Origin of the sequence: Microcystis sp. M015S2, assembly GCF_020245945.1 — a bacterium.
Classification (GTDB): domain Bacteria; phylum Cyanobacteriota; class Cyanobacteriia; order Cyanobacteriales; family Microcystaceae; genus Microcystis.
The window spans coordinates 20,699-46,681 of record NZ_JADBTX010000019.1 but is presented as its reverse complement, the minus strand read 5'-3'; the positions used below and the strand labels follow the sequence as shown (position 1 = coordinate 46,681).

The following is a 25,983-nucleotide window of genomic DNA, read 5'->3' as shown; positions in this document are numbered from 1 at the left end:
TCGGGCTACATCAAATGTTCCAAAAAAATATAGAAGAGCTAATGCAAATTAGCCGCTATCGGTTGAAGGATTACATCAAAGGACAAAGAGCGATATCGCTTGCCCTATCTACCTTCTAGCTCGCTTGTCCCCCTCTCAGAAGACTTACAATCCGTAAACGAAGTCAGCATTAGTCATGCCAAATGCGGCACCAGCACCAACATTGGCAATTAGGTAACTACCGACGAGGTTGGAATCGTTATACCAGATGTCGCCGTTGCTAGTGTTGACGTAGATGCCGGAGAGGTTTCCCAATGCTCCCCCAGTGAACCCCGCTCCCTTGAAAAACCAGGCAGAGTTAAGGACACTTCCGTTCACATTACCACTATTAAAGATCAGACCCTTGATCCCCAGATTCAAGGATCCGGCTAAAGTGCTGTCAAGACTGTTCGCCAGAATGATCGTGTCAGCGGGTACAGAGAAGTCGGTGATCAGATCACGGTTCGCTACGTTGTTGAGCCTGAAGAAATCGTTTCCAGCACCACCAGTGAGAGTATCCAGACCCAGGCCACCATCGAGGACATTGCTGCCACTGTTGCCCGTGAGGATGTTGTTTTTACCATTGCCAGTAGCGTTGATATTGCCAAACCCCGTCAGGGTCAAGTTCTCAATCCCATATCCTTGGTTCCCAGGTGTCCCCGGTGCTAGAGAATAAGTGACTGAGGCCAATACCGTATCAGCCGTCCCACCTAGGGCATCATCGAAGACCTCCTTGACGATATCGCCCACATTGTCCACGAAGTAGGTGTCGTTGCCATCACCACCATCCATAGTGTCAGCACCCAGGCCACCATCGAGGACATTGCTGCCACTGTTGCCCTTGAGGATGTTGTTTTTGCTATTGCCAGTAGCGTTGATATTGCCAAACCCCGTCAGGGTCAAGTTCTCAATCCCATGTCCTTGGTTATAAAATGTCCCTGGTGCTAGGGAATAAGTGACTGAGGCAAATACTGTATCAGCTGTCCCACCCAGGGCATCATCGTAGAATTCCTTGACGATATCGCCCACATTGTCCACGAAGTAGGTGTCGTTGCCATCACCACCATCCATAGTGTCGGCACCCAGGCCACCATCGAGGGTATCATTCGACCCGAGTCCCAAATACCATCCAGTGACTCCGGCTGATGCCGAAGATGGAGTAATGGTGTTATTAAGGCCATTTCCCGTAACTAGGGGCATAAATTTAATCCTCCTTAACAATTACATAATTTACACCCTGTGCAACTGTATTTTTAGTCTTGATTTCCAAGGCTTTCAGAAATCGGCAGAGATAAAGTATCCTCGGTAACCCTGATTCCGTCGTTTTTAGTTGCACATCGCATAATTATTGCTACTCTACAGCAAAACGTCTAGAATGGTCATTAATTTTTGTGAATGGTCGGGTCTTCTAACCGAAGGCATTGACGAAAAGCACATTGTATCTGTCCTAGAGGCACTATGAAAAAGCTTAAGCAATACTGGACTGCTGAAGCACTGGAAAAAGACTTAGGCGATCCTCTCAATCCCGATAACCCTCTATCCTACAAGCGGGTGATCGAAATTGACGAGAGCGAAGAATTTCCCCACGAGGAAATTCGCTGGTTATACGACTGGAAACTCCAACACTACTACATTCCCACGGATTGCGGCGGTGAGTTCACCTCTTTTGAGGAATTTGTCGCTTTTGTGCGCGTACTTTCCCGACGGGATCAAACTATCGGTATCGCTTTTACTACCCTATTCTGGTCGTTTTTAAACTGGATGGCGGGAACCCCAGAACAGAAACAGAAGCTCGCCCGTTTTATCATGGATGACTATGGGGCGATGTGTCTGGGTTACTCGGAAAAGGAACACGGCAGCGATCTGATCAATGGTGATCTGACCGCGACGAAGGTGGAAGGAGGTTATATTCTCAATGGGGAGAAATGGCCGATTAACCGGGCGACTATCTCTGGAATTTCCTTTATTTTGGCGAAAACCGATGCTAACGGCGGTCCGAAGTGTTTAACCCTATTTATGGTAGATAAACGGCAATTAGACCCCGAAAAATACTATAATTTACCGAAAATATACACCCATGGCGTGCGCGCCTCCGATATGAGTGGGATTGGTTTTAAGGATTGTTTCGTCCCTGATTCTATGCGTTTACGCGAGGAGGGAGACGGTTTAGAATTAGCCCTGAAAGGTTTCCAAATCACCCGAATGTTGTGCGCCGCTTTTTCCCACGGGGCAGCCGATACCGCTTTAAGAACTACCCTCGGTTTTGCCGTTAATCGGGTAATTTATAACAAAACTGTGATGGATTTGCCCCAACCCCGGCGCACTCTCGTGGATGCTTTCCTTGACATCCTTATTTGCGATTGCGAGACGATTCCGGCCGCGAGAGGTTTTCATATTATCCCCGAACAGTTTAGCGTCTGGGCTTCGGTGGTAAAATATTTTGTCACCGTCCGTCTGGAGGAGATGGTTAATAGTGTTTATGTGGTCTTGGGGTCGCGTTTTTATATGCGAGAAGAACACGAATTCGGCATCTTCCAGAAGCTACTGCGGGATAATTCGATTATCAGTATGTTTGACGGCAGTTCGATCGTCAATCTTCATGCTTTAATCCTACAATTGCGTCCTTTAACCAAATATCGGGCTAAACGCAACTCGGGCACCATGTCGGCGTTAACAACCCGTTTAGAGGCGATTTTTAGCCTAGAAAAGTCGGTTCCTCCCTTTGAACCCAATAATTTAGAGTTATTTGGCCGGGGAATGGATGATTCCCTGCAAGGTTTAGAGATTGCCCTTGATATGCTAGAGGGATTGAAAGATTCTCAGGAGGTGGACCGGGAAGTATTAGAAAATCTATTGATGTTGGGTAATTTAGTTTTAGAGGAACTAAATGCTCACGATGAACAGATTAGTCAATCGAAATTCGAGTATGGTCACGACCAATCACCCGAATTGTTCGAGATTGCCAAGAAATACTGTACTTTACACGCTGCTTCCGCTTGTTTACACACTTGGCTTTATAATCGTTCCATCTTGGGGGAATTTTTTGCCCGGGGGGAATGGTTGGTGTTGAGTTTACACCGATTACTGCGAACTCTCCGGCCGCTGCCTTACACTCTATCTGAGGTGTATGTAGAAAATGTTGCCCAAGAATTGCTGAAATTATATCGAGAAAATCAACATTTTTCGATCGTGCCTTTTCAATTAGCCCCTTCACAAACTACCGAGGAAAAAACCCATGAACTCCAACTCCAATCTTAATAATCTCGTACAAAATTGGTTAGTCAAACAGTTAGCCGATCAGTTATCTTTGGATGCAAAAACGATTAATGTGACTGAACCTTTAACCCGTTATGGTTTAGATTCGATCGATGCGGTAACGATGGTGGGTGATCTAGAAGATTGGGTCGGTCAAGAGTTACCTTCTACCCTTTTCTGGGATCATTCTACTATTGAAAAAGCGTCTCTTTTCCTAGTAGAAAACTACGATCTTTCTAATCTTTCCGGTGAGGAAACCCCCGCAGAAGTTGCTCCCGTCGCTGAAAAAGCTGAACCGGCCGTTAGTGGTGGCAAAGGTTGGAGTTTATTCGGTCGTCGTTAATTTTAGGTGTAGGGTGGGTTAGGCGACGACAATTTATGCTAGGGAAAATTATCTAGTATTCGCCGTAACCCACCTATATTAGTTATCAATTGGCTCTGTTCTCTACTCACCAGTATAGGAATTGCTAAGTACCTAAACAAAATTAATTACCCATTTCTCCGTAAAGCAACAATCGCTGTATTTCTTTTCTGTTGCCCGTTCCGCAGTTCTGGAGTTCCCTCTCACCACTAGGAAATTTATTTTGTACGACTACTTATAAATTGAAATATATAAAAAAGGGCGATCACTTGATCGCCCTTTTCTCCTACTAAATAACAAAAATTAGCGTAAGATATACACCAGTAAAAATAGGATAATCCAGACCACATCGACGAAATGCCAGTATAATTCTGCCGCTTCCACACCAAAGTGAGATTGACTAGAATAGTGGTCTTTTTGACGAGAACGCCAGAGGACCGATAGAATCAGCACTAAACCGAAGGTAACGTGGAGACCGTGGAATCCGGTTAAGGCATAAAAAGCGCTGGTGAAAACATTAGTTGTCAGACCGAATTCAGCGTGATAATATTCGTATCCTTGACCACAAAGGAAGATAATTCCCATCAGGGCAGTAATGCCGAACCACAATTGTAAACCGGCATTATTGTTTTGTTTAATTGCCTTTTGTCCCATGTGCATAACAAAACTACTGGACACCAGAATAATCGTGTTAATTGTCGGTAGGGTTAATTCTAATTCGGGCGTGCCGGCGGGGGGCCAAACGGGTAACATGGTACGGTAGAGCAAGAAAGCGGTAAATAAGCCTAAAAAGATGGAACTTTCCGCCACTAGAAACAAAACCAAACCGAATAAGCGATGATCCGGGTGGCCATGATGCCCGTGTTCCACCGTTTCCTGATGATAATTGACAGAGAGTTGAGAATCTTCGAGCGTTGAACCTTGCATGATTGAATGTCCTTAGTTTACACGGGAGACGGGGAGCTTTTTCTCAGTGATCAGTAAACAGTAAACAGTAATCAGTGAACTGAAAACTCACATCTGATAACTGATAACTGATAACTGATAACTGATTATTGCGATTCGGCGCCCACTTCAGCGAGGATATCTTGTACTGATTCCTCTGCTTCCGATTCTTCCATATCAATACCGTAATCGTAGGGGCCGGACCAAAGAATCGGCATTTCCTCGAAATTCTCGATAATTGGGGGAGAGGAAGTTTGCCATTCTAGGGTTAAAGCGCGCCAAGGATTACGACCGGCGGGTTGACCTTTAAAGGCACTCCAGACCATATTAATAGCGAAGGGAATACTCGATATACCGAGAATATAAGCTCCTGCGGTACTAAGAACATTTAAATCCTGAAACTGCACATCATACAGGGCAATACGACGGTTCATACCCAATAATCCCAATTCGTGCATCGGCATGAAAGTTAAATTCAAACCGATAAAACTGAGAACAAAGTGGATACGACCGAGAGTCTCGTTATACATCCGTCCGGTCATTTTCGGGAACCAATGGTAAACGGCAGAAAATAAGGCCATTGCCGTACCACCAAATAGTACATAGTGGAAGTGACCGACGACAAAATAGGTATCGTGGACGTGGATATCGAAGGGAACAGAAGCCAACATAATCCCGGTCAAACCACCGATGAGGAAGGAAGACAGGAAACCGATCCCAAATAATAAAGACGTATTGAGACTCAGTTTACCGCCCCAAAGAGTGGCACACCAACTAAAGATTTTAATGCCAGTGGGAACGGCGATTAACATAGTTGCCGCCATGAAAAACATCCGTAACCAACCGGGGGTGCCGCTGGTGAACATATGGTGGGCCCAAACGATTAAACCCAAGAAACAGATGGTGAGACTGGAATAGGCGATCGCTCGATAACCAAAAATCGGTTTACGCGCATGAACTGGTAATATCTCCGATATAGTGCCGAAAAAGGGCAAAATCATGATATAAACAGCAGGATGGGAGTAAAACCAGAACATATGCTGATAAACCACCGGATCGCCGCCGCCGGCGGGGTTAAAAAAGCTCGTGCCAGCGATTAAATCAAAGGACAAGAGAACGAGAGCAGAAGCGAGAACGGGGGTGGAAAGCAGTACCAGAGTCGAGGTGGCCAGCATTGCCCAACAAAATAGCGGCATACTGTACAAATCCATCTCAGGAATCCGCATTTTCAGGATTGTGGTGATGAAATTAATCGAGCCTAAAATCGAAGAAGTCCCGATCAATAAAAGGCTCAAAATCCACAATTCTTCCCCCCATTTGCCGCTAATTAAGCTCAAAGGTGGGTAGGAAGTCCAACCGGACTGGGGTGCGCCGACAAAGAAACTGGATAACAATAGCAGCCCGCCGGGGGGATTAAGCCAGAAAGCCACAGCGTTAAGACGAGGAAAAGCCATATCTTCCGCCCCAATCATCAGGGGAATGAGATAATTGGCAAAACCTGCCCCAACCGGAACGATCCAAAGAAAGATCATGATCGTTCCGTGCATGGTCATGAATTGGTTATATAGTTCTGGGGAGACGAAATCGGGGTCGGGAGTGGCTAATTCTGTCCGCAGCACTTCCGCGAAAGCACCGCCAATAAAGAAGAAAAGAAAGGCAGTCACCAGATATTGAATACCGATGACTTTATGATCGGTGCAGAAAGTAAAGTAATCGGTCCACTTGCGGTGATGAATCACCTCGGGAACGGTTGCTGGGGTGGTTATTTCCGTTGATGCTGTCATAAGGCCAAGATTTTAGATGACAAGAAAAATTACATTTGGTGCTGATGGGGAACTTGGGCGAGGATTTCAGCGTCTATGCCCATTTCTTCGGTGTAGGGGGTCAAATATTGACTATCAGAGCGATCTTTAGCGGTCATGGCTACGGTTTGATCGCTGTCAACTTCAGCGATTGTGTTATCCTGCACCCATTGGTCGTAATCTGCTTGGGAGTGAACCACAAAGCTAGATTTCATGCCACCGTGATAGGCCCCGCAAAGTTCCGCACAAATGATCGGATATTGACCAATTTGATTGGATGTGAACGATAACACCGTTTCCTGTCCGGGGATAACGTCCTGTTTTAGACGCAATTGGGGAACCCAGAAAGCATGGATCACATCTCCCGCTTCCATATTCAGTTGCACGGGGCGATTGACGGGAGCGTGCAGTTCCCCGGAAACAATGCCAGTTTCGGGATAGGTGAAGATCCAAGCGTATTGAATACCTTTAACATTGACCACTAGGGGGGGAACTCCTTCACCATCGTAGGAATTGCCGATTCCTAGGGCTACTCTGCGATCGCCGCCCATGGCCATCATCGTGCCGTGGTGATGACCGTGGTGGGCGATTTCTCCTTTGTCACCCTTGGAAATCAAGGGATCGAGACCGCCGATATTGTTATAAATCTCGAAGCTATAGACGGCAAGGATAAAGACGATTACCGTCGGAATGGCTGTCCAGAAGATTTCTAGGGGGACATTGCCCTCCACTGCCGGCCCGTCGGTTTGATCCCCCGGTTGACGGCGAAAGCGAATCACTATATAGATGATCACGCCTTCAACTATTAAAAATAGTCCCGTGGCGATGGTCATCATCAGATTAAAGATATTATCTATCTCCTGAGCATCTTCAGAAGCGGCCACAGGCATTAAACCATGATTTTGGCCGTACCAGAGACTAATTAAGGTTAAAGTGATCCCGAGTACGAGCGTCAGGATACTGCTGGGAATTTTCACGGTCTTTTCAATATTTTTAATAGTGGCTACTTATTCAAGGCTAAAACATGATTCCCCTATAGATGGGAAATTTAACCAGCATCTTCTGAGAATTTTATCTTTTCTTTGGGATCGTTTTCAGGGAAAGTATTTAAAATCACTAATTTTTATATTTTATTCTGAGTTTATGTAAACAAATGTAACGGAAATGGCCAGAAATCTAAAGAATATCTAAAAGGTTTTACCGGTCGTAAAAAAACTCATTCACAGTGATAACTAACTGGCAAACAAAGCCATGATCTTTGATGACAGACTCCTTGAGAACAGGCAAACCGATGACCGAATCTGTTTTTAACCCGACACCCCTAAGAGAAACCGGCAATATTCAGGTGTGGATGCGCCGCTTAGTCTGGAAAATTGCGATCGCTACTTTCGCCCTCATGGTGGTGGGCGCTGCCACCAGAGTTATGAACGCCGGTTTAGCTTGTCCCGATTGGCCTCTCTGTTACGGTCAATGGATTCCCAGTCAGCAGATGAATCTACAGGTATTTCTGGAGTGGTTTCATCGTCTCGATGCCTCTTTGATCGGGTTTAGTACGATCGCTCTCGTCGGTCTGTCTTGGTGGTATCGTCGCCATCTTCCCCCTTGGCTGTTGCCATCTGCGATCGCCGCTTTGGCTTTAATTCTCCTGCAAGGAGTCCTAGGAGGATTAACCGTCACCCAATTACTGCGATTTGACATCGTAACCGCCCATTTAGCCACAGCTTTGCTCTTTTTTGCCACCCTAATCGTCATTGCTATCGGTCTGACTCCCTACCGTGGCACAGGTAGGGTCGGGAAACTAACTGGGATGGGAATAGTCGCCACCGGTCTAGTTTATCTGCAATGTCTCCTCGGCGGTCTCGTCGGTTCCCGTTGGGCGGCCCATCAGTGTTTAACGGTTTCCCAACTCTGCACCGTAATGAATAGCCACATTATCGGGGTTTTTCCCGCCACTGTCTCGGTGTTAACCCTAGTTTTCTTCGCTTGGCGAGCTGCCGCTATCCATCCTCTCCTTAAAAAACTAGCTTTTAGCGCCGGGGGATTAGTCGCCCTACAGGTGTTTTTGGGCGTTGCCACCCTGAAACTGCATCTCCAGGTGGAACCCTTAACCATTACCCACCACAGCATCGGTGCGCTATTGGTGGCAACCCTCGTCGCTTTTACCACTTTTGCCCTTCGCGATCGTTCTTTCGCACCTATAAGCCATCTCTAAGGATTTAATCACGATGACTGGAACTCAAGCCCTTCGCCACCACGATAATTTTTTACAAGTCGCTAAAAGTTATTATCAACTCACCAAACCGCGAATTATTCCTCTACTGCTGATTACTACAGCCGCTTCTATGGAAATCGCCTCTAAAGGTCAGGTTTCCCCTCTCTTACTCTTTCTTACCCTCCTCGGTGGCACTCTCGCCGCCGCCGCCGCTCAAACCTTAAACTGCATCTATGATCGCGACATCGATCACACCATGCTTCGTACTCGCGCCCGTCCGATCCCCTCCGGTCGCGTGCAACCCCTCCACGCCCTCATTTTTGCCCTCGTTTTAGCCTCTCTTTCCCTAGCACTTTTTGTCTTTTTTGTCAATACTTTGAGCGGATTTTTAGCAATGACCGGCATCGCATTTTATATGCTGATTTATACCCATCTGCTCAAGCGTCATAGTATCCAAAATATTGTTATCGGTGGCGCGGCTGGCTCGATTCCTCCCCTCGTCGGTTGGGCGGCAGTAACGGGCGATCTCGGTTGGATTCCCTGGATTTTATTCGCAATTATTTTCCTCTGGACTCCTCCCCATTTTTGGGCTTTAGCTTTAATGATCAAGGATGATTATGCAGAAGTGGATATCCCGATGATGCCCGTAGTTAAAGGAGAAGAAGCCACTAGCGAGCAGATTTGGCTCTATACTTTAATCGTCGTTCCTTTCACTTTCCTCCTGATTTATCCCTTGGCTGCCTCTGGTGTGGTTTATGGTGTAGCGGCTTTAATTTTAGGGTTTGTTTTCCTGAAAAAAGCTTGGCGATTAAAACAGAATCCTTTTGATCGGGACATGGCTCGATCGCTGTTTAAATATTCCATTCTTTACATGATGTTATTATGTACAGCTATGGTGATCGATAGTTTACCCATGACCGCTCGTCTCATCGCTACAATTGCCAGTTTATTCTCCTGTAGTTAATCTCAGTTATCAGTTATCAGTAAACATTTATCAGTTATCAGTACCGATCACCGATTACTGTTTACTGTTCACTGAAAATACTCCCCATCTCCCCATCTCCCCAATTCATAATTGATAATTCATCATTCATAATTACCCCCGACTACTGATTGCGACTGAGGGAGTTAATTCGCTCGATTAGTTGGGCTAAGATGTCTTGTAATTGTCGATCTTGATGCTGGGAAAGGTTGATTTTATCACAGCTATAAATAACGGTGGTGTGATCTTTGCCGCCAAATTCTTCGCCAATGCGCGGTAAGCTTAAATCCGTGTGTTGACGCATCAAATACATTCCAATCTGTCGGGCAAAACTAATTTCTCGTCGGCGGGAATTTCCTTTTAGATCGGCGATTGAGAGTTGAAATTTTTCCGCTACTACCGCCATAATAATCTCAGGAGAAGTGGCAATTTTGGCCATTGGTGGATTTAAAACCGGCGCGATATTTTCTACCGTCATCGGCAATCCGGAGATAGAAATATAAGTAGTAGCCCGGATTAATGCCCCCTCTAATTCGCGAATATTAGAAGTATAATTAACGGCAATATATTCGATAACTTCTCTTGGGAGACGCAGATTTTCGTACTCGGCCTTTTTTTGTAAAATTGCCATACGAGTTTCGATATCCGGTGCTTGGATATCGGCGACTAATCCCATAGAAAAGCGAGAAATTAAACGATCCTGTAAACTGGGAATCTGTTTGGGGAGGCGATCGGAGGCTAAAACCACCTGTTTTCCCGCTTCGTGCAGGGTATTAAAGGTATGAAAAAATTCTTCTTGAGTGTATTCTTTTCCTTCAATAAATTGCAGATCATCCACTAATAATATATCGGCATGGCGATAATGATTACGAAAACTTTCCATACTATCTTGACGGATAGCGGTGATTAAATCATTCGTAAATTGTTCCGTGGATACATAAAAAACCCTGGATTGGGGATATAATTCTAGACGATAATGACCGATGGCCTGCATTAAATGGGTTTTACCTAATCCCACCCCACCACAGAGAAAAAGCGGGTTAAATTCCCTCCCGGGTAATTCCGCCACCGCTAAAGCAGCCGCGTGGGCCATACGATTGGTTGGACCGACAACAAAACGGGAAAAATTATATTTAGGGTTAAGTTGATTACCGGGAGATAATTCTAATTCTAAGCTAGTGTGAGGCTGGAAAATAGCGATCGAATCGCCCTGTTGTGCCGTTAGTTGAATCTCGACGGGATAACCGACGATATCCTCGACCACTTCAGCAATTGTTGACAGATAATTTTTCTGAAGATGGTTAAGAATAAAGGGATTGGCTGCCTGAATTACTAAGCGATCGTTTTGCCATTCTTTAACCGTCGCTGTTTGAAACCAAGTCTCGAAAGCGGGACGGGTTAATAGTAATTTTAGACGCTCTAGGAGATTATGCCAAAGTTGTTGGGCTCTGCTGTCCACGGTTAATTTTGATTAACAAAGTTGCTCTAGTGCTGCTGCGGGGAAACCTTATCAGTTTAGCGATATTTTGCCGTTGACGATAAAATAATTTTCAGAGGGAAACAATTAATCTTTAGACAGATGACGCAAGTTTTAACAATCACCCAATTAGGAAATCCAATTCTACAGCAAAAAGCAGCAGCGATCGATAATCTTCTCGGTGCTGACTGTCAAAATTTGATCGATTCCCTGATTACCACCGTACAAGCTGCCCACGGGGTAGGAATCGCCGCGCCCCAAGTTGCTCGGTCTCTGCGTCTGTTTATCGTTGCTTCTCACCCCAATCCTCGTTATCCCGACGCTCCGATGATGCCACCCACTGCCGTGATTAATCCTCGCATTTTGCGGGTCAGCGAGGAAATGGTCAAGGGTTGGGAAGGTTGCCTCAGTGTCCCAAATTTACGCGGTTTTGTCCCCCGTCATCAGTGGATCGAGGTGGCTTATTGCGATCGCAATGGTCGCGAAATCCGTCAAGTGTTCAGCGATTTTCTGGCGCGTATCTTTCAACACGAATACGATCATCTGGAGGGAGTCCTCTTTCTCGATCGCCTTGCCTCTCCGGCGGATTTATATTCGGAGGAAGAATATCAAAAAATCAGTAATATTCCTGAATATAAGCGATAAAATCGCAAAATATCTCTACATCTTCAAAATAGTTTAAACAGCTTAACGGGACTATATTTATCTGACGACAAAGTTTTTGTTGGTAAAGCTGAATTTTTTGTTAAAATGATAACGATTATCATTCTAAACAGGACACCTTTGCAAACAAATGAACTACTTGACAAAGTAAACTAATTGTGTTTTAGAACTCTGCCCTCAATTAACTAGGGAGATACTCAAGACTTTTTCGGTGACTAGGAAAATCAATTTTTCCAGATTTCCGCACCGGAGATAACCCCAGAGACGAGGGAATAACCCGATAGCTTTCATTAGTTATCGTCTAGATGCCCAGAAAAATAAATACTCTAGCAAAGGGTATTTATTGACAATTGGTAAAATCAGAAAACTTTGCCGATTAATTAACTATTGGAGTCCGTAAAAATATCTATGACCTTAGCTAAGTCCAAAGCAATTTTCCACAATGATGACTACAATCACTTTCCCGAAGTGATTACCGAACCTAAATCGCCGGTATCAGAAGCCGAGATGATGCAAGCGGTAAGAACACTGCTGTTAGGATTAGGAGAAGATCCCGATCGCGAAGGTTTACGAGACACTCCTAAACGAGTAGTAAAAGCCCTAAAATTTCTCACTTCTGGTTATCAGCAATCCCTGGATGAATTGCTGAATGGGGCAGTTTTTCACGAGAATGCTAACGAGATGGTTTTAATCCGAGACATCGATATGTTTAGCTCCTGTGAACACCATATTTTACCGATAATCGGCCGCGCTCATGTTGCCTATATTCCTAACGGGAAAGTGATCGGTTTATCGAAAATTGCCCGCATCTGTGAAATGTACGCCAGACGACTGCAAGTGCAGGAACGTTTAACCGCACAAATTGCCGATGCTTTGCAAGGATTACTACAACCTCAAGGGGTAGCTGTGGTGATTGAAGCGACTCATATGTGTATGGTAATGCGCGGGGTTGAAAAACCCGGTTCTTGGACTTCTACGAGTGCCGTGCGCGGTATTTTTGCCGATTCTGCTAAGACTCGTCAAGAGTTTATGAGTTTGATTCGTCATAGTCCCGATTTTCACTAATTAGTCAGGGGGATCAGGATTATTTGATCGTCCTATCCCCGGTTTTTGCCTAGGCAAAAAACCAGAGCAAAACCAGCTATTTACTGTTTACTTTTTATTTTTGACGCGCTGTTATCATGCTGATTCGTCCCCGTCGTCTTCGTTATACTCCAGCGATTCGCCGTCTTGTTCGTGAAACTGAATTAACCGTTAATGACTTGATTTATCCCCTCTTTATCATGGAGGGAGAAAATCAAAAGGTGGCTATTCCTTCTATGCCCGATTGTTATCGTTATTCCCTTGATTTATTGCTCAAAGAAGTGGTTAATGCTTATAATTTAGGCATTAATGCCATCGCTCTTTTCCCCCTGATTGCCGAAGATAAAAAAGATAATTTCGGTAGAGAAAGTTATAATCCCGATGGTTTAGTGCCAAGGGCGGTGAAAGCGATCAAAAAAGAAGTCCCTGAAATAATTATTATTACCGATGTAGCCCTCGATCCTTTTTCGATTTATGGTCATGATGGTATTGTGGAGGACGGTAAAATTCTCAACGATGAAACCCTGGAAGTTTTAGTGAAAATGTCGCTCTCGCAAGCGGCAGCCGGGGCTAATTTCGTCGCCCCTTCCGATATGATGGATGGTAGGGTCGGGGCGATCCGTCGAGCTTTAGATGCGGCTGGCTATTTGGATGTGGGAATTCTCGCTTATACGGCTAAATATGCCTCTGCTTATTATGGTCCCTTCCGAGATGCCTTAGAATCAGCCCCAAAATTTGGTGATAAGAAAACCTATCAAATGGATGGGGCTAATAGTCGGGAAGCCTTACGGGAAGCCAGTTTAGACATAACAGAAGGGGCAGATATTATTATGGTTAAGCCCGCTCTGGCCTACCTCGATATTATCCGTCGTCTGCGCGATAGTAGCCATCTTCCCGTCGCCGCTTACAACGTCAGTGGTGAATACGCAATGATTAAAGCGGCGGCAAAACAGGGCTGGATTGACGAAAAAAGCCTGATTTTGGAAACTTTAATCAGTATGAAACGAGCGGGGGCCGATTTGATTTTGACCTATTTTGCTGCCGATGTGGCATTAATGAAACAAGAAAGCCGATTTTAGGGTTTTTGCCAGCGAAATTGATAGACATTATCCTGCGCTCCCCATACCTGCCGACCAAGGCTATCATAACCTCGATCGCTGGTATCCATGCCCTGGGAATGTAGAATAATTGTATTAGTTATTTTCACCGCACCTCTGGCATTAGTGGGACAACCCTGGGGGGGAGTTTCTCCCCGATAACCCCCCGCTATCGGTTTTAAAAACACAGTACACACCGACTCGGCCAAATCTGATACATTTAATTTTCTTTCTGTCAAGTCTTTGTTACAAAAATTAATAAAGTTAGGGGCATTATTTAACTTATAAGCTTTTGATTCCACAGTGGAATTATCGGGGCTAGGTTGAATGACTAAAATTCTTTGACGATAGGGTTGATTTAAGCGATCGATAATTGCCTGTTCCTGATAAAGATAAATACTATCCTGTTTGGGGGAAAAATCCACGGCACAGGTGGTCATTTGCACCTTAGCAATGCGGGGGTTAGTCTGCGCTTGTTGCGTCGTATCCATGACCCCAATTAAATGATTAGCCACCCCCTGCACTTGCGGATTAAGGAGCAAAGATTGAGTGAGAAAAAATCCTAGGGCGATCGAAGTTTTCAGCATAAGCAGAGGCTTGATTCCGGTTAGTCTCTAATTAGCTTAAACTAATAAGCAGCAAGAGCAAAAATACCCCTTTTCCCATGGCTAATCATCTGGCTGAATCTGAAAGTCTTTACCTGCGAAAACACGCCGAAAACCCGATCGATTGGTGGTATTGGTGTGACAGCGCTTTAGAAATTGCCAGGAGAGAAGATAAACCGATCTTTCTCTCGATCGGTTATTCTAGCTGTCATTGGTGTACGGTTATGGAAGGAGAAGCGTTTTCCGATCGGGCCATTGCCGATTATCTCAATCAGTATTTTTTGCCGATCAAAGTTGATCGCGAGGAAAGACCGGACATCGATAGTATCTATATGCAAGCATTGCAGATGATGGTCGGTCAAGGAGGTTGGCCTCTGAATGTTTTCCTAACACCCGATAGTTTAATTCCCTTCTATGGTGGCACCTATTTTCCCGTGCAACCGCGCTTTAACCGGCCCGGTTTTTTGCAAGTGTTGCAATCGGTACGTCGCTATTATGACGAGGAAAAGCAGAAATTAAGCAAATTCACGGCCGAAATGCTGGGCGCACTGCGTCAATCGGTCATTTTACCGCGAGCAGAGACCAATTTAGCCGATACTTCCCTTTTAGCCACAGGAATCGAGACAAATACGGCGGTGATTCGGGTTAATCCCAATAATTACGGTCGGCCCAGTTTTCCGATGATTCCATATTCTCATCTGGCTTTGCAGGGCAGTCGCTTTGGTGACGATTTTGAGGATTCCCTCCGGCAAGCGGCCTATCAACGGGGGGAAGATCTGGCCCTGGGGGGAATCTATGACCATGTGGGGGGAGGATTCCATCGTTATACGGTGGATTCGACGTGGACAGTTCCCCATTTTGAAAAAATGCTCTACGATAACGGGCAAATTGTCGAATATTTAGCCAATTTGTGGAGTGCGGGTAATCGAGAGGCAGCCTTTGAGAGAGGGATTAAAGGCACGGTTAACTGGCTAAAACGGGAAATGACCGCCCCAGAAGGTTATTTTTATGCGGCCCAAGATGCCGATAGTTTTGAGAAGGCCACGGATGGGGAGCCGGAGGAAGGGGCCTTTTATGTCTGGTCGGATTTGGAGTTAAGGGATTATCTCTCGACCGAGGAATTGGGGCTGCTGCAGGCTAATTTTACCGTCACTGGCGAGGGTAATTTTGAGGGTCGTAATGTGCTGCAACGTCGACAAGGGGGAGAATTATCAAAGGAGATAGAAAATATCCTCGATAAGTTATTTATTCGGCGTTATGGCAGTTCTCAAGCCCAATTAGCTCTTTTTCCCCCGGCCAGAGACAATCAAGAGGCGAAAAACGTCTCTTGGCCGGGACGGATTCCGGCGGTAACAGATACGAAAATGATCGTCGCTTGGAATAGTTTGATGATTTCCGGTTTAGCCCGGGCCTTTGCCGTCTTTGGTGAACCTTTGTACTGGAAAATGGCTACGGTCGCGGCCGAGTTTATTCTCAAGCATCAGTGGTTAGATGGACGTTTTCAGCGCTTGAATTATCAGGGTCAGGCCTCGGTTTTGGCCCAATCGGAGGATTTTGCCTATTTTATTAAGGCTTTGCTGGACTTGCAAACCGCTAATCCCCAAGAAACTGGCTGGTTAGAGGCGGCTATCGATTTACAGGGGGAATTTGATCGCTGGTTTTGGGCCGAGGATGAGGGGGGATATTTTAATACTGCGTCCGATCATAGTCTCGATCTGATCGTGCGAGAACGGGGTTATACGGATAATGCCACCCCTTCGGCCAATGGAATTGCGATCGCTAATTTAGTGCGTCTGTCGCGATTGACGGAAAATCTAGAATATCTCGATCGGGCCGAAAAGGCCTTGCAATCTTTTAGTACCATCCTCGAACAGTCCCCCACCGCTTGCCCCAGTTTATTTGTTGCCCTCGATCACTATCGTCACGGTTTCTGTCTGCGCGCCCCGGAAAGCTCGATCGAGCCGCTGTTAAGTCGCTATTTACCCACTGCGGTCTATCGAGTCGATGCCAGTTTGCCCTCTAGCACATTTGGGTTAATTTGTCAAGGGTTATGCTGTCTTGAACCGGCGGAAAATTTAGAACAGTTGGACCAACAAATTGCCGGGGTGATGGTGGGGAAGTCAATACTACTCGGTTAAGGTTTTTTCTCTCTGCTCCCCACTCTCCTAGGAAATAGGCTCTGGTGTTTGGCTTTCGTTGGCAACTTCTAACTAGGGTTTGCTGAATAAATCTAAAAACCTTGTTGGATAGGGTTTTTAGACTTGCTTTCCCTCAAAAAGTGCCGACCTTTGGAGTGATTGGGGGGAAAATTCAGGTACTTTTTCCCTGAAAATTAGGTAATTGACCCCCTGAAAATGGGTAAAACCCCACACCCCACACCCCACACCCTGCCCCCAGGAAAAGCTTTTTCAGCAAACCCTAACCAGCCTTGGATGGCATCTTGAAGGTTATTGATGAGTTCATCTGTACCATGCCCTTCTGTTATGCAGCCAGGGAGTGCGGGAACTTCCGCCCAGTAGCCTCCTTATCGGCGGGAAAAAGGCGTTAAATATCCGTGAGTGGGAATGTCTTTTCTGTGGGACTTTTCATGATCGAGACATCAATGCTGCGGTAAATGTCAAGGTCGCCGGTGGGCAATCGGAGACCCTAAATGGACGGGTCGGAAAGCGTAAGACTACCGCTAAGGTAGCGGCATCCCGGGTCGCGTTAACCCCATTGACGCGACCATTCTAAAAAGGTGGCGTGGTGAGGAATCACCGTCCGTTTACAGCGGTGAGGATGTCAAGGTTTCCCCAACTTCAGGATTTACCCCAAAGAAATTGCTTAATCTGACTGCATAATCAACATAGTCTACCCCCAGAAGTACAGGGCAAATGGTGCTTCCCCACCATTGCCTTGCTGAGAGCTTCGACGGTGAGTTCAGCCGAACCGCCGAACGGTGGGGACTGACGCGGATTCGTTCAACTTTGAGAAAATTGTCGGAAAAGAGATATTAACTCGGAAAGCCATTATACTCAATGATCGAAGACTATTGGCCAGCGATCAATGAACCAAGATAACGAGATTAGTCATTTACTAGACCTCATGCCCGCCTCGGGAAGGATGATGACGCGCATTGTCAGCAAACCCGAAAGCAGCAAGGTAATCGAAACTAATTTTCCCCTGCCCTGGCAAAGAGGGGTCAGACCAATTCAAATTAATTTTGACCTCTGGCGGCAATTATCAAGACCCCAACGGGATTTAGTCTTGTTAAGGGCCGTCTGTGTTTTAACGGCAGTAAAATGGTTTAAACCCGATCTCGATCAAGTAATTGCCCTAGCTGGTATCATCGGTTTAAGCGTGGAAACCCTGCAAACCGATGCCGTCGGGATGGCAGTAGCGGGGGGTTTAACTGCCTTGGCAATTAACCGGATTTGGCGAGAAAAACGCAGCCCCCAACGGGAATTAGACGCAGATGAAGCAGCCCTAAAAGTGGCTGTTAGACGCGGTTACACGGAAACCGAGGCCGCTAAAAGTTTATTATCGGCTATTGAGACTATAGCTGAAATTGAAGGGCGATCGAGTCTCAATTTTAATGAGTTATTGCGCTGTCAAAATCTGAAAAAATTAGCCAATCTCTCCTTTGTTGGTGTTCCCGATCAGGTGAGACAATCTTAAGGTCAGTTGTTTTGGCTACCGGCTTTCTTTTTACTGATTACTGATCACTGATCACTTAAATCCCTAACCTTAAAATAACTACTATAAAAATATTTTTCCCCTTGCTCAATGGCTGCAATTGACTCTTTAGAAAAAGTCTTAAAACATCACTTTGGCTACGATCAATTTCGACCGAATCAACGCCAAATAATTGAGGCTGCTTTAAATGATCAGGATTTATTAGTAATTATGCCCACCGGAGGCGGTAAATCTCTCTGTTTTCAACTACCTGCTTTAATTAAAAAAGGGGTGACGGTGGTGGTTTCTCCCCTAATTGCTTTAATGCAGGATCAGGTAACTGCTTTAGCTGATAATGGCATCGGGGCAACATTTCTCAATAGTACTTTAAACGCTAAACAAGTTAGAGAAAGAGAATCTTTAATCCTGCAAGGGAAAATTAAACTGTTATATGTTGCCCCAGAAAGATTATTATCGCCTAGTTTTTTAGACTTTTTAGCTGTTATTGATAATTACCTCGGTTTAGCCTGTTTAGCAGTGGATGAGGCACACTGTGTCTCCGATTGGGGTCATGATTTTCGCCCTGAATATCGACAAATTAAACAAGTTCGTCAACGCTTTCCCTCCGTGCCAATTCTGGCTTTAACTGCCACCGCTACCCAACAGGTTAGGGAAGATATTATCCAACAATTAGGATTGCGAGATACTTCCATTCATATTGCTAGTTTTAATCGTCCTAATCTTTATTATGAAGTTCAACCTAAAACCAGTAAATCTTATCAGCAATTGTATCAATATATTAAAGGACAAAAAGGGTCTGGTATTGTTTATTGTATCAGCCGCAAAACCGTCGATCAAGTTGCCGAACAGTTACAAAAAGATGGTATTAATGCCCTACCCTATCACGCGGGTATGGATGATCGAGAAAGAAGCGAAAATCAAACCCGTTTTATTCGGGATGATGTGCAGATTATGGTGGCAACAATTGCCTTCGGTATGGGGATTAATAAACCAGATGTACGCTTTGTCGTTCATTACGATTTACCCCGCAATTTAGAGGGATATTATCAAGAATCGGGCCGCGCCGGTAGGGACGGAGAACCGGCTAAATGTACCCTCTTTTTTAGCTTTGCAGATGCCAGAAAAATTGAGTATTTTATTAACCAAAAAACCGAGCAAAATGAACAACAGAAAGCCCGCCAACAATTGCGACAGGTGTTAGATTATGCTGAAGGGACTGAATGTAGAAGATCGAGCGTACTAGGTTACTTTGGAGAAAGTTTTGCGGGTAACTGTGGTAACTGTGATAACTGTCGGAATGGGAACAATTCTGAGGATTGGACAATCGAGGCACAAAAATTTTTATCCTGTGTGGCGCGGACGGGACAAAAATTCGGTATGATGCACATAATCAACGTACTCAGGGGAGGAAAAGGTGAAAGAATCACCCAATATCAACATCATTTATTATCCACTTATGGCATCGGTAAGGATAAAACTCTCGGGGAGTGGAAACGTTTAAGTCGTTCCCTTGTCCAGCAAAATCTATTAGTAGAAACTGAAGACGATTTTAGAATCTTGAAACTTAATCAACACAGTTGGGAAGTGATGCGGAAACAACGTTCCGTGTTTATTGCCGTCCCCCAAAAAGCTAACGGTCAAATCTTGGGAGACGACAATCCCAATATGGTGGAAAGTGATTTATTATTCGAGCGCTTGCGGCAACTGCGGAAAAAAATTGCCGATAGTCAAGGGGTTCCCCCCTACGTTATTTTCCATGATTCTAGTCTGCGTTTGATGGCCCAATCAAAACCCCGGAGTTTAGGGGAGTTTCGTCAAATTTCTGGAGTAGTACACAGCAAAGTCCAACAGTATGGGGATATATTTATAGCGGCAATTAATGATTTTTGTCAGGATAGTCTTCCCTCTACTCAATTCCTGACTCTCCAATACTATCAGGATGGTTTGACTGCGGAAGAAATCGCTCACAAAAGAAGCTTAAAAGTCTCAACAATCTATGAACATTTAGCTAAATTGCTGGAAGCTGGTTACGAAATTGATATTAATCAGTTAGTTTCTAAGAATAAACAGGAATATATTCGTTTAGCGATTAAAAAAGTTGGCGTTCAATCCCTGAAAACTCTCAAAGAAAATCTGGGAGATAATTATAGTTATGAGGAAATTAAATTAGTTGTTGCTTGGCAAAGAAGACTTTAAAAACTATAGGAGAGGGGGAATTATGAATTATGAATTATGAATTATGAAGTGGGGAAGTGAACTGATAACTGATCACTGATAACTGATCACTGAATTAAGCAAACCCTATTTAGGGGACAAGCGTTCTTGAATTTTATTAATCGCCCAGCTTAAAATCGCCCCCGCAATTAAAATACTAATAGCAGGATTGAATAGGGGCAGCCAAAGACGCTGAAAAAGTTTAAATCCTAGGGGAATTCCTGTGGATTCACCGATAACAGCCACGGCAAACCAGAGAAAACCCGCTATCACTAAAAACACATCAAATATTAAGATTCTATTCAACCACTTGACAAATTGCTCTTTCATTGCATCAAAAACTTAGGTTATTTATACAGTTTATTCAGGAAAAAGTATAGCACTGTCACCTTAATCCCAAGCTCTCCAGAGCCAAGCTAGTCCGGCAGTAATAATTAAAACTTTAGTTAACCAATCTCCCCAGCGCACATATAAAGTTCTCGTATCCCGTCGATAAATTGTTTCGCTATGGATTTGATATTTATCTAAATCCGATAGCCAAAGGTGATTACCGTGGGGATCGACAAAAGCAGAATAACCTGTATTGGTGGCCCGGGCCATCCATCGATCGGTTTCGATCGCTCGCATGGTATCCTGAGCATGGTGTTGAGCGGGCATGGCGTGGCTATAATGGGCGTTATTAGAAGCAGTAATAATAAATTCGCCTCCCCTAGCAGTTTGACGGCGAAAATGTTCGGAAAAAGCCGACTCGTAACAAATGCCCACAATGATTTTACCGAAAGGACTGTCAATAATTTGAGCGGGATCTCCCGGTATTAAATGCGCTTGCAAGGGAGAAAGGCGATCAACAATTCCGCCTAAAATTTCCTGAAAAGGAACGTATTCGCCTAAAGGCACGAGAATTACTTTATCATACCGACTAATCACCTGTCCCTCGCCATCAATGGTCAAGAGACTATTATTATAACCCTTGTCCACCTTGCCAAATGCACCCAACCAGATCGGCGTTTTTTTGGCTAAAATTGCCGAATAAATCGAGCTATTATTGACTAAGTTCTCCCAATAGTAGGGTAAGGCGGTTTCAGGAGTTAAGACGGCATCTACTCCTTGATCGGCGAGAATTTGATAACCAGAGGTGTAACCTTCGAGCGCCTTTTGAAATCCTAGGGGTGAAAGTTTAATCGTGTTGGGAATATTGCCCTGAATTACGCCAATTTTTATCCCTAAATCCCTTGACTTTTCGAGCGGTTTATGGTAAACATTCCATCCCCAGAGATGCAGGCTCAAACAAATGAGGAGGGGTAAAGAGAGAAAAGCGAGATTTTGCCGCGATTGACGGATTAGGAGCAAGCTTTCGGCGATTAAACCGTTAACTGCCACAATTGCCGCCGTTATCGTCGTAAAACCCGATAATTTTCCCAATTGCAGAATCAATAAATTATGGGGACTTTGACTATAAGCAAGGGTAGTCCACCAGAGAGGGGATTGACTCCAGAGAGATTCTAACCCACACCAGAGGGCAGTGCCGATGAAAACCCGTAGGAGAGCATCGCGAAAAGATGACCGATTAACACTTTTGTTGACATAAAACATAACTAACGTCCAAGTTAGCACGATCGCCGTTCCCCAAAAAGTGATAAACAACCAACAAAACAGGGCAATTGACAAACTGGCTAACCAGGGGACACCCATCCAAGTCATCGGGTGAATTCCCGTGATCCAGAATAAAGCGAGACCATGGTAGGCAAAACCCCAGCCAAAACCGTATAAAAGCTGTTTTTTTAGGGATTTTTCCGCTAATCTCACAACCATCCACAGGGGGACGAGAGAAATCCAAGCGAGTAACCACCAAGAAACCGGCGCTACTGTTAACCCCATCCCCACACCGGCCAAAATTGCCCAGAGAAAACGCACCATCTTTCACTCCAGTCAGGTTAAACTCGTCTAACCTACTAGATCAGAGTAGCTAGAGGGAAGACAAAAAACAAGAGAGACACAGAAGTTTTGGCTACATCTACAATAGATCAGTTAGCGAGCAAAAAACCCCTTCCATGAGATGCTATGGCAAGCTATAGACTCAGACAAACACAGAGATGGGGAATGTCACCCTCACCCTAAAAGCCTAAACTCGGACTGAATAAGTGATTGAATACATGAATAATTTTAACCCCAAATTGACTACTCTGGCTCTTGTCTTGAATGTCGAGGAAAATCTCGAAGATATTTTTCGGAAAATAGCTAGTCTGAGCGCTCATCAATTGCGAGCGCGGCACTGTTCAATTATGTTAAGCTCTCCACAGGAATTAAAAGGGGAAATTACCGATTATCTAGAAGTTTTTGCCCATTATGATGATCTATCACCTTTGGCTGATCAAGAAATAATTAAACTCGATCAAGGTATTGCCGGCACTGTAGTGGCTACAGGGAAACCTTTACTAATTAAGGATATAACTCGATCGCCATTTTCCAGTGCAGCCCGTTATCCCAAAAGATCAAATAATAATAGTTTTATATCCGTACCGATTATCCTGAAAGAGCAGGTAATCGGAGTAATTAATCTCAGTTTTCCCCTAGACAAAAAACATTTTGAACCATTAGATTTAGAAATCTTGCAGTTATTCGCTCAACAGGCTGCCCAATCCTGGCAAATTTTTCATTTGCAAGGGATGTTAAAATCTCGTTTTGTGGCTATGGCAGTGACTAGAGAAATAGCAGAAATTCAGTCCGAACATTTGATCGCTGTCCCTCCTTATCCCCCGAAATTAGCCAAAATTGTCGCTAAGGCTTTTTTTAAAGAATTAACTCAGGCCGGTTTTGGAACCCATCAAGTTATTGAGATTGCCAATGAGGTTTTGAATTTACTACAAAAGACTCTTAATAAACATAAAAATCGTCTGGAAGCAAAAGATTGAGCGCTAGTCAGGGGTTAAAATCGACTCACTTGCCACTCCCGTGCTGTCCTAAGAAGTAATTGGGATATTTAACAGCTTAATTTACTGATTGCCGCTGCCGTCCTGCCGTCCTAATTCATAGACACCGGAGGCAACACAAGCGAGAATACCGACACTAATCGGCCAACTTTTTCCTAAACTAATCTCGATTAACCAATCGGAGAAACCGCCGAGAATGAGAAAGGGAATAATACTAAAGATAGAGGCATAAAAAGCATTTTGTGATTCTCTGGCGACGCGAGTTTTTTCAAACTCCTCTAGGGAAGTATAGAGGAAACGCTCGGCAAAATTAAACCAGCGATAGAAAATTTCTATAAACCAATTTCGCACCCCAGCTAACCCCAAATATAATGCTAAAGACCAGAGACAGCTACCGGCAATAAAAGCCGGGGAAATATTGATAGTGAAGGGCAGAAAGTCGATTACCATAAATGAGAGCCACAGAAGTGGTAAATTTGAGCGAACGGCTTGATCGATCTTAACAAGTCTTGACCCTTGCACCAAAAAGATGAAAATTCTTCAGATTGTTCCTTCGATTTCCCTTGTTTACGGGGGTCCTAGTCAAATGGTACTCGGTTTGTCAGCGGCCTTGGCGCAACTGGGCCAAGAGGTGACTATTATTACCACCGATTCCAATGGTGACACGGGACAAGCACCCCTAGATGTGCCTTTGGGGGTCCCTGTTAGTCAAAATGGCTATCAAATCTATTATTTTCCCTGTTCTCCCTTTCGGCGCTATAAATTTTCCCTTGATCTGTTTACTTGGTTGGCTAATAGGGCAAAAGATTACGATATCGCCCATATTCACGCTTTATTCTCCCCGGTAAGCAGTATATCGGCTTTGATCGCTCGTTACCGTCAACTGCCCTATATTCTCCGTCCCCTAGGCACCCTCGATCCGGCAGATTTGCAAAAAAAACGGCAACTTAAACAAATATATGCCAATTTTCTGGAAAGACCCAATTTAGCGGCGGCGGCGGCAGTTCATTTTACCAGTCAGCAGGAGTGTCAAATCGCCGAAAGATTTAATATAAAAACTAAGGATATTGTCATCCCCCTAGGGGTAGATTTTTTTAACCCACAAGCTTTACCAGTAACGGGTTTTGATCTTCCCGAAAATAAACAGATCATCCTCTATATGTCCCGTCTTGACCCGAAAAAAGGTCTAGATTTATTGCTGCCCAGTTTAGAAAGGTTGTTAGAAAAAGGCCTAGATTTTCATTTTGTCTTAGCAGGAGGCAATCCCCAGGATCGAGACTACGAAAATCGCATTAAAAATCAGATCGAGCGGTCAATCTTGGCTAAAAACACGACAATTACCGGATTTGTCACTGGAGAAGTGAAAAATAGCCTCCTCGCTAGGGCCGATTTATTTGTTTTACCTTCCTACTATGAAAATTTTGGCATCGCAGTGGCAGAAGCTATGGCCGCCGGAATTCCTGTGGTCATCTCGGACCGGGTGGATCTGCATCCTGCGGTGGCAGCAGCGGCCGCGGGATGGGTGACAGCTTGTCAGTTGGAGGATTTAACTAATACTTTAGAAGCGGCCATCACTAATCCTGAAATTCGCCAACAACGAGGGAAAAATGCCAGGGATTTAGTCTTAAATCAATACAGTTGGTCAGCGATCGCTGAACAGATGCTAACTGTCTATCAAAATCTAGTCTGAGCTATTGATCGTCCCCTGCTCGATCGAAGTCACAGACGGATTAAGATTTAGGCCATCAGGATAACCAGCACTAAAAATGCCAATAAGGTTAAACCTGATTGCAGAAAGACGGGGAGTGCAAAAGAGTCCATAATAGTAGCTCACTTTTTAGGGATGGCTCTATTTCCAATATACGCTTTCATCTCCGCTAATTCCTCATATTTCCCTCCGCAATGTCATCATCTCATCATTTATTCATCCCATGGGGAGAATTTGAGGCAAATTGTACTGTATTTAAACTGGGTAGGGAGCATTTTAATACAAATGTACAGAACTTGGTTACTCCCCACCCTGTTCACTTAAGTTTCAGCGTCATGATTATAATTAGGGAATGATAGAAATTCTTAGGCAATAGGATCACATCAGTGTTGATAAATCATCTTTTCTTCGGCGCTTTCCTACCCCTTGATACTCTCCTGTCCACCCAGGGGATTATGGTTATGCTCCTGGCCGCTTATGCTTTAGCCATGTGGATGTTTCTAACTAGCGCCCCAAAAGTTCATACAATCATGGTGACAGATTTGGAGACAGCCCGACAATTTTATGAAGGACTTTTAAATTTGCCCACGGCCGATGTCCCCCTCCATTACTATTACAATTATGAGCAGACGATGGGCAATAATATGATTGACCCATTTTATATGTCTAGTAATCCGGCTGTGACTACTGCCAACACTTCTTTGGGAGATCAACCCCAGGGTTTATGGTATCAGTTAAAGAAAAATACCCAACTGCACATCGTTGCTGGAGCAACCGCGGGTTATAAGGATCGTCATCGTCACGTTTGTTTTGATCACGATTGTTTAGAACAAATTCTGATGCGGGTGGAATCACGACGCTTAAAGTATAAAGTTCGTCGCAATAAACCTTTAAATTTTTTGGTCAAAGATAATGCCAATCGCGTGATTGAAATGGCCGAAGTCTCAAATTAGTTA

Annotated in this window: 22 protein-coding genes and 2 pseudogenes; 14 read left to right on the top strand and 10 right to left on the bottom strand. The window is 44.5% G+C overall.

The annotated features are described in order from the left end of the window. Positions 1–144 precede the first annotated feature (144 nt). The gene (locus IM473_RS05070) at positions 145–1,218 is read right to left on the bottom strand and encodes a calcium-binding protein (protein ID WP_287690368.1); all 1,074 of its coding nucleotides are present in this window, start codon (positions 1,216–1,218) and stop codon (positions 145–147) included. A 258-nt stretch (positions 1,219–1,476) separates the two neighbouring features. Here IM473_RS05070 and IM473_RS05065 point away from each other — a divergent pair, with 258 nt between their 5' ends. Both IM473_RS05065 and IM473_RS05060 read left to right on the top strand, forming a co-directional pair. Further along, positions 1,477–3,276: an acyl-CoA dehydrogenase family protein gene (locus tag IM473_RS05065; protein ID WP_287657857.1), complete on the top strand. Its 1,800-nt coding sequence runs from the start codon at positions 1,477–1,479 to the stop codon at positions 3,274–3,276. Then, on the top strand, positions 3,254–3,616 hold the full coding sequence (locus IM473_RS05060; protein ID WP_004163872.1) for an acyl carrier protein: 363 nt from the start codon (positions 3,254–3,256) through the stop codon (positions 3,614–3,616). Before IM473_RS05065 ends, IM473_RS05060 begins: the two co-directional genes overlap by 23 nt. A gap of 321 nt (positions 3,617–3,937) precedes the next feature. On the opposite strand, the gene IM473_RS05055 is transcribed toward IM473_RS05060, so the two are convergent. From IM473_RS05055 to IM473_RS05045, 3 genes are all read right to left on the bottom strand, one after another. Next, entirely contained in the window at positions 3,938–4,561 is a 624-nt protein-coding gene (locus IM473_RS05055) for a cytochrome c oxidase subunit 3 (RefSeq protein WP_024970698.1), read from the bottom strand. A 125-nt stretch (positions 4,562–4,686) separates the two neighbouring features. Beyond that, a complete protein-coding gene (ctaD, locus tag IM473_RS05050) occupies positions 4,687–6,363 on the bottom strand; it encodes a cytochrome c oxidase subunit I (RefSeq protein ID WP_104397273.1) in 1,677 nt (558 codons plus the stop codon). Positions 6,364–6,392: 29 nt separating this feature from the next. Continuing rightward, a complete protein-coding gene (locus IM473_RS05045; RefSeq protein ID WP_287657859.1) occupies positions 6,393–7,358 on the bottom strand; it encodes a cytochrome c oxidase subunit II in 966 nt (321 codons plus the stop codon). A 314-nt stretch (positions 7,359–7,672) separates the two neighbouring features. Here IM473_RS05045 and IM473_RS05040 point away from each other — a divergent pair, with 314 nt between their 5' ends. Together IM473_RS05040 and IM473_RS05035 are read left to right on the top strand one after the other, a co-directional pair. After that, positions 7,673–8,593 (top strand): COX15/CtaA family protein, encoded by a 921-nt coding sequence (locus IM473_RS05040; protein ID WP_287657861.1) that lies wholly within the window; start codon positions 7,673–7,675, stop codon positions 8,591–8,593. A 13-nt stretch (positions 8,594–8,606) separates the two neighbouring features. Continuing rightward, a complete protein-coding gene (locus IM473_RS05035) occupies positions 8,607–9,557 on the top strand; it encodes a heme o synthase (RefSeq protein WP_287657863.1) in 951 nt (316 codons plus the stop codon). 142 nt (positions 9,558–9,699) lie between these two features. Here the strand turns inward: IM473_RS05035 and dnaA are convergent, their stop codons facing one another. After that, entirely contained in the window at positions 9,700–11,034 is a 1,335-nt protein-coding gene (gene dnaA / locus IM473_RS05030) for a chromosomal replication initiator protein DnaA (RefSeq protein WP_287657864.1), read from the bottom strand. Between the two features lie 120 nt (positions 11,035–11,154). Here dnaA and def point away from each other — a divergent pair, with 120 nt between their 5' ends. The 3 genes from def to hemB all read left to right on the top strand — a co-directional run bounded on the left by def (position 11,155) and on the right by hemB (position 13,877). Then, positions 11,155–11,697, top strand: coding sequence for a peptide deformylase (def, locus tag IM473_RS05025; RefSeq protein ID WP_287657866.1), 543 nt, complete (start codon positions 11,155–11,157; stop codon positions 11,695–11,697). Between the two features lie 426 nt (positions 11,698–12,123). Beyond that, on the top strand, positions 12,124–12,780 hold the full coding sequence (folE, locus tag IM473_RS05020) for a GTP cyclohydrolase I FolE (RefSeq protein ID WP_287657867.1): 657 nt from the start codon (positions 12,124–12,126) through the stop codon (positions 12,778–12,780). Positions 12,781–12,896: 116 nt separating this feature from the next. Next, positions 12,897–13,877, top strand: coding sequence for a porphobilinogen synthase (hemB, locus tag IM473_RS05015; RefSeq protein WP_002733412.1), 981 nt, complete (start codon positions 12,897–12,899; stop codon positions 13,875–13,877). On the opposite strand, the gene IM473_RS05010 is transcribed toward hemB, so the two are convergent. Then, a complete protein-coding gene (locus tag IM473_RS05010; protein ID WP_004163859.1) occupies positions 13,874–14,482 on the bottom strand; it encodes a chromophore lyase CpcT/CpeT in 609 nt (202 codons plus the stop codon). The genes hemB and IM473_RS05010 overlap by 4 nt on opposite strands. Positions 14,483–14,559: 77 nt before the next feature. Between IM473_RS05010 and IM473_RS05005 the strand changes: the two genes are divergently transcribed. After that, complete coding sequence (locus tag IM473_RS05005; protein WP_287657868.1) at positions 14,560–16,638, top strand: thioredoxin domain-containing protein; 2,079 nt, start codon at positions 14,560–14,562, stop codon at positions 16,636–16,638. A gap of 194 nt (positions 16,639–16,832) precedes the next feature. Here IM473_RS05005 and IM473_RS05000 read toward each other — a convergent pair. After that, positions 16,833–17,024 (bottom strand): annotated as a pseudogene (locus IM473_RS05000) (type II toxin-antitoxin system HicB family antitoxin); the annotation flags it as partial. Positions 17,025–17,026: 2 nt separating this feature from the next. Here IM473_RS05000 and IM473_RS04995 point away from each other — a divergent pair. The 3 genes and pseudogenes from IM473_RS04995 to recQ form a co-directional block, all read left to right on the top strand. Continuing rightward, positions 17,027–17,233 (top strand): annotated as a pseudogene (locus IM473_RS04995) (zinc ribbon domain-containing protein); the annotation flags it as partial. Between the two features lie 312 nt (positions 17,234–17,545). After that, the gene (locus IM473_RS04990; protein WP_287657870.1) at positions 17,546–18,157 is read left to right on the top strand and encodes a DUF3318 domain-containing protein; all 612 of its coding nucleotides are present in this window, start codon (positions 17,546–17,548) and stop codon (positions 18,155–18,157) included. Between the two features lie 108 nt (positions 18,158–18,265). Next, on the top strand, positions 18,266–20,371 hold the full coding sequence (gene recQ, locus IM473_RS04985; RefSeq protein ID WP_287657871.1) for a DNA helicase RecQ: 2,106 nt from the start codon (positions 18,266–18,268) through the stop codon (positions 20,369–20,371). Between the two features lie 105 nt (positions 20,372–20,476). On the opposite strand, the gene IM473_RS04980 is transcribed toward recQ, so the two are convergent. After that, positions 20,477–20,719, bottom strand: coding sequence for a DUF8620 family protein (locus IM473_RS04980; protein ID WP_002740130.1), 243 nt, complete (start codon positions 20,717–20,719; stop codon positions 20,477–20,479). 60 nt (positions 20,720–20,779) lie between these two features. Then, on the bottom strand, positions 20,780–22,306 hold the full coding sequence (gene lnt / locus IM473_RS04975; protein WP_287657873.1) for an apolipoprotein N-acyltransferase: 1,527 nt from the start codon (positions 22,304–22,306) through the stop codon (positions 20,780–20,782). Between the two features lie 236 nt (positions 22,307–22,542). On the opposite strand from lnt, the gene IM473_RS04970 reads away from it, so the two are divergent. Next, positions 22,543–23,301 (top strand): GAF domain-containing protein, encoded by a 759-nt coding sequence (locus IM473_RS04970; protein WP_287657874.1) that lies wholly within the window; start codon positions 22,543–22,545, stop codon positions 23,299–23,301. Between the two features lie 81 nt (positions 23,302–23,382). On the opposite strand, the gene IM473_RS04965 is transcribed toward IM473_RS04970, so the two are convergent. After that, a complete protein-coding gene (locus IM473_RS04965; protein ID WP_002739650.1) occupies positions 23,383–23,769 on the bottom strand; it encodes a hypothetical protein in 387 nt (128 codons plus the stop codon). A 79-nt stretch (positions 23,770–23,848) separates the two neighbouring features. Here IM473_RS04965 and hpsP point away from each other — a divergent pair, with 79 nt between their 5' ends. Together hpsP and IM473_RS04955 are read left to right on the top strand one after the other, a co-directional pair. Beyond that, entirely contained in the window at positions 23,849–25,009 is a 1,161-nt protein-coding gene (gene hpsP / locus IM473_RS04960; protein WP_287657876.1) for a hormogonium polysaccharide biosynthesis glycosyltransferase HpsP, read from the top strand. A 404-nt stretch (positions 25,010–25,413) separates the two neighbouring features. After that, the gene (locus IM473_RS04955; protein ID WP_287657878.1) at positions 25,414–25,980 is read left to right on the top strand and encodes a glyoxalase-like domain protein; all 567 of its coding nucleotides are present in this window, start codon (positions 25,414–25,416) and stop codon (positions 25,978–25,980) included. Positions 25,981–25,983 lie beyond the last annotated feature (3 nt).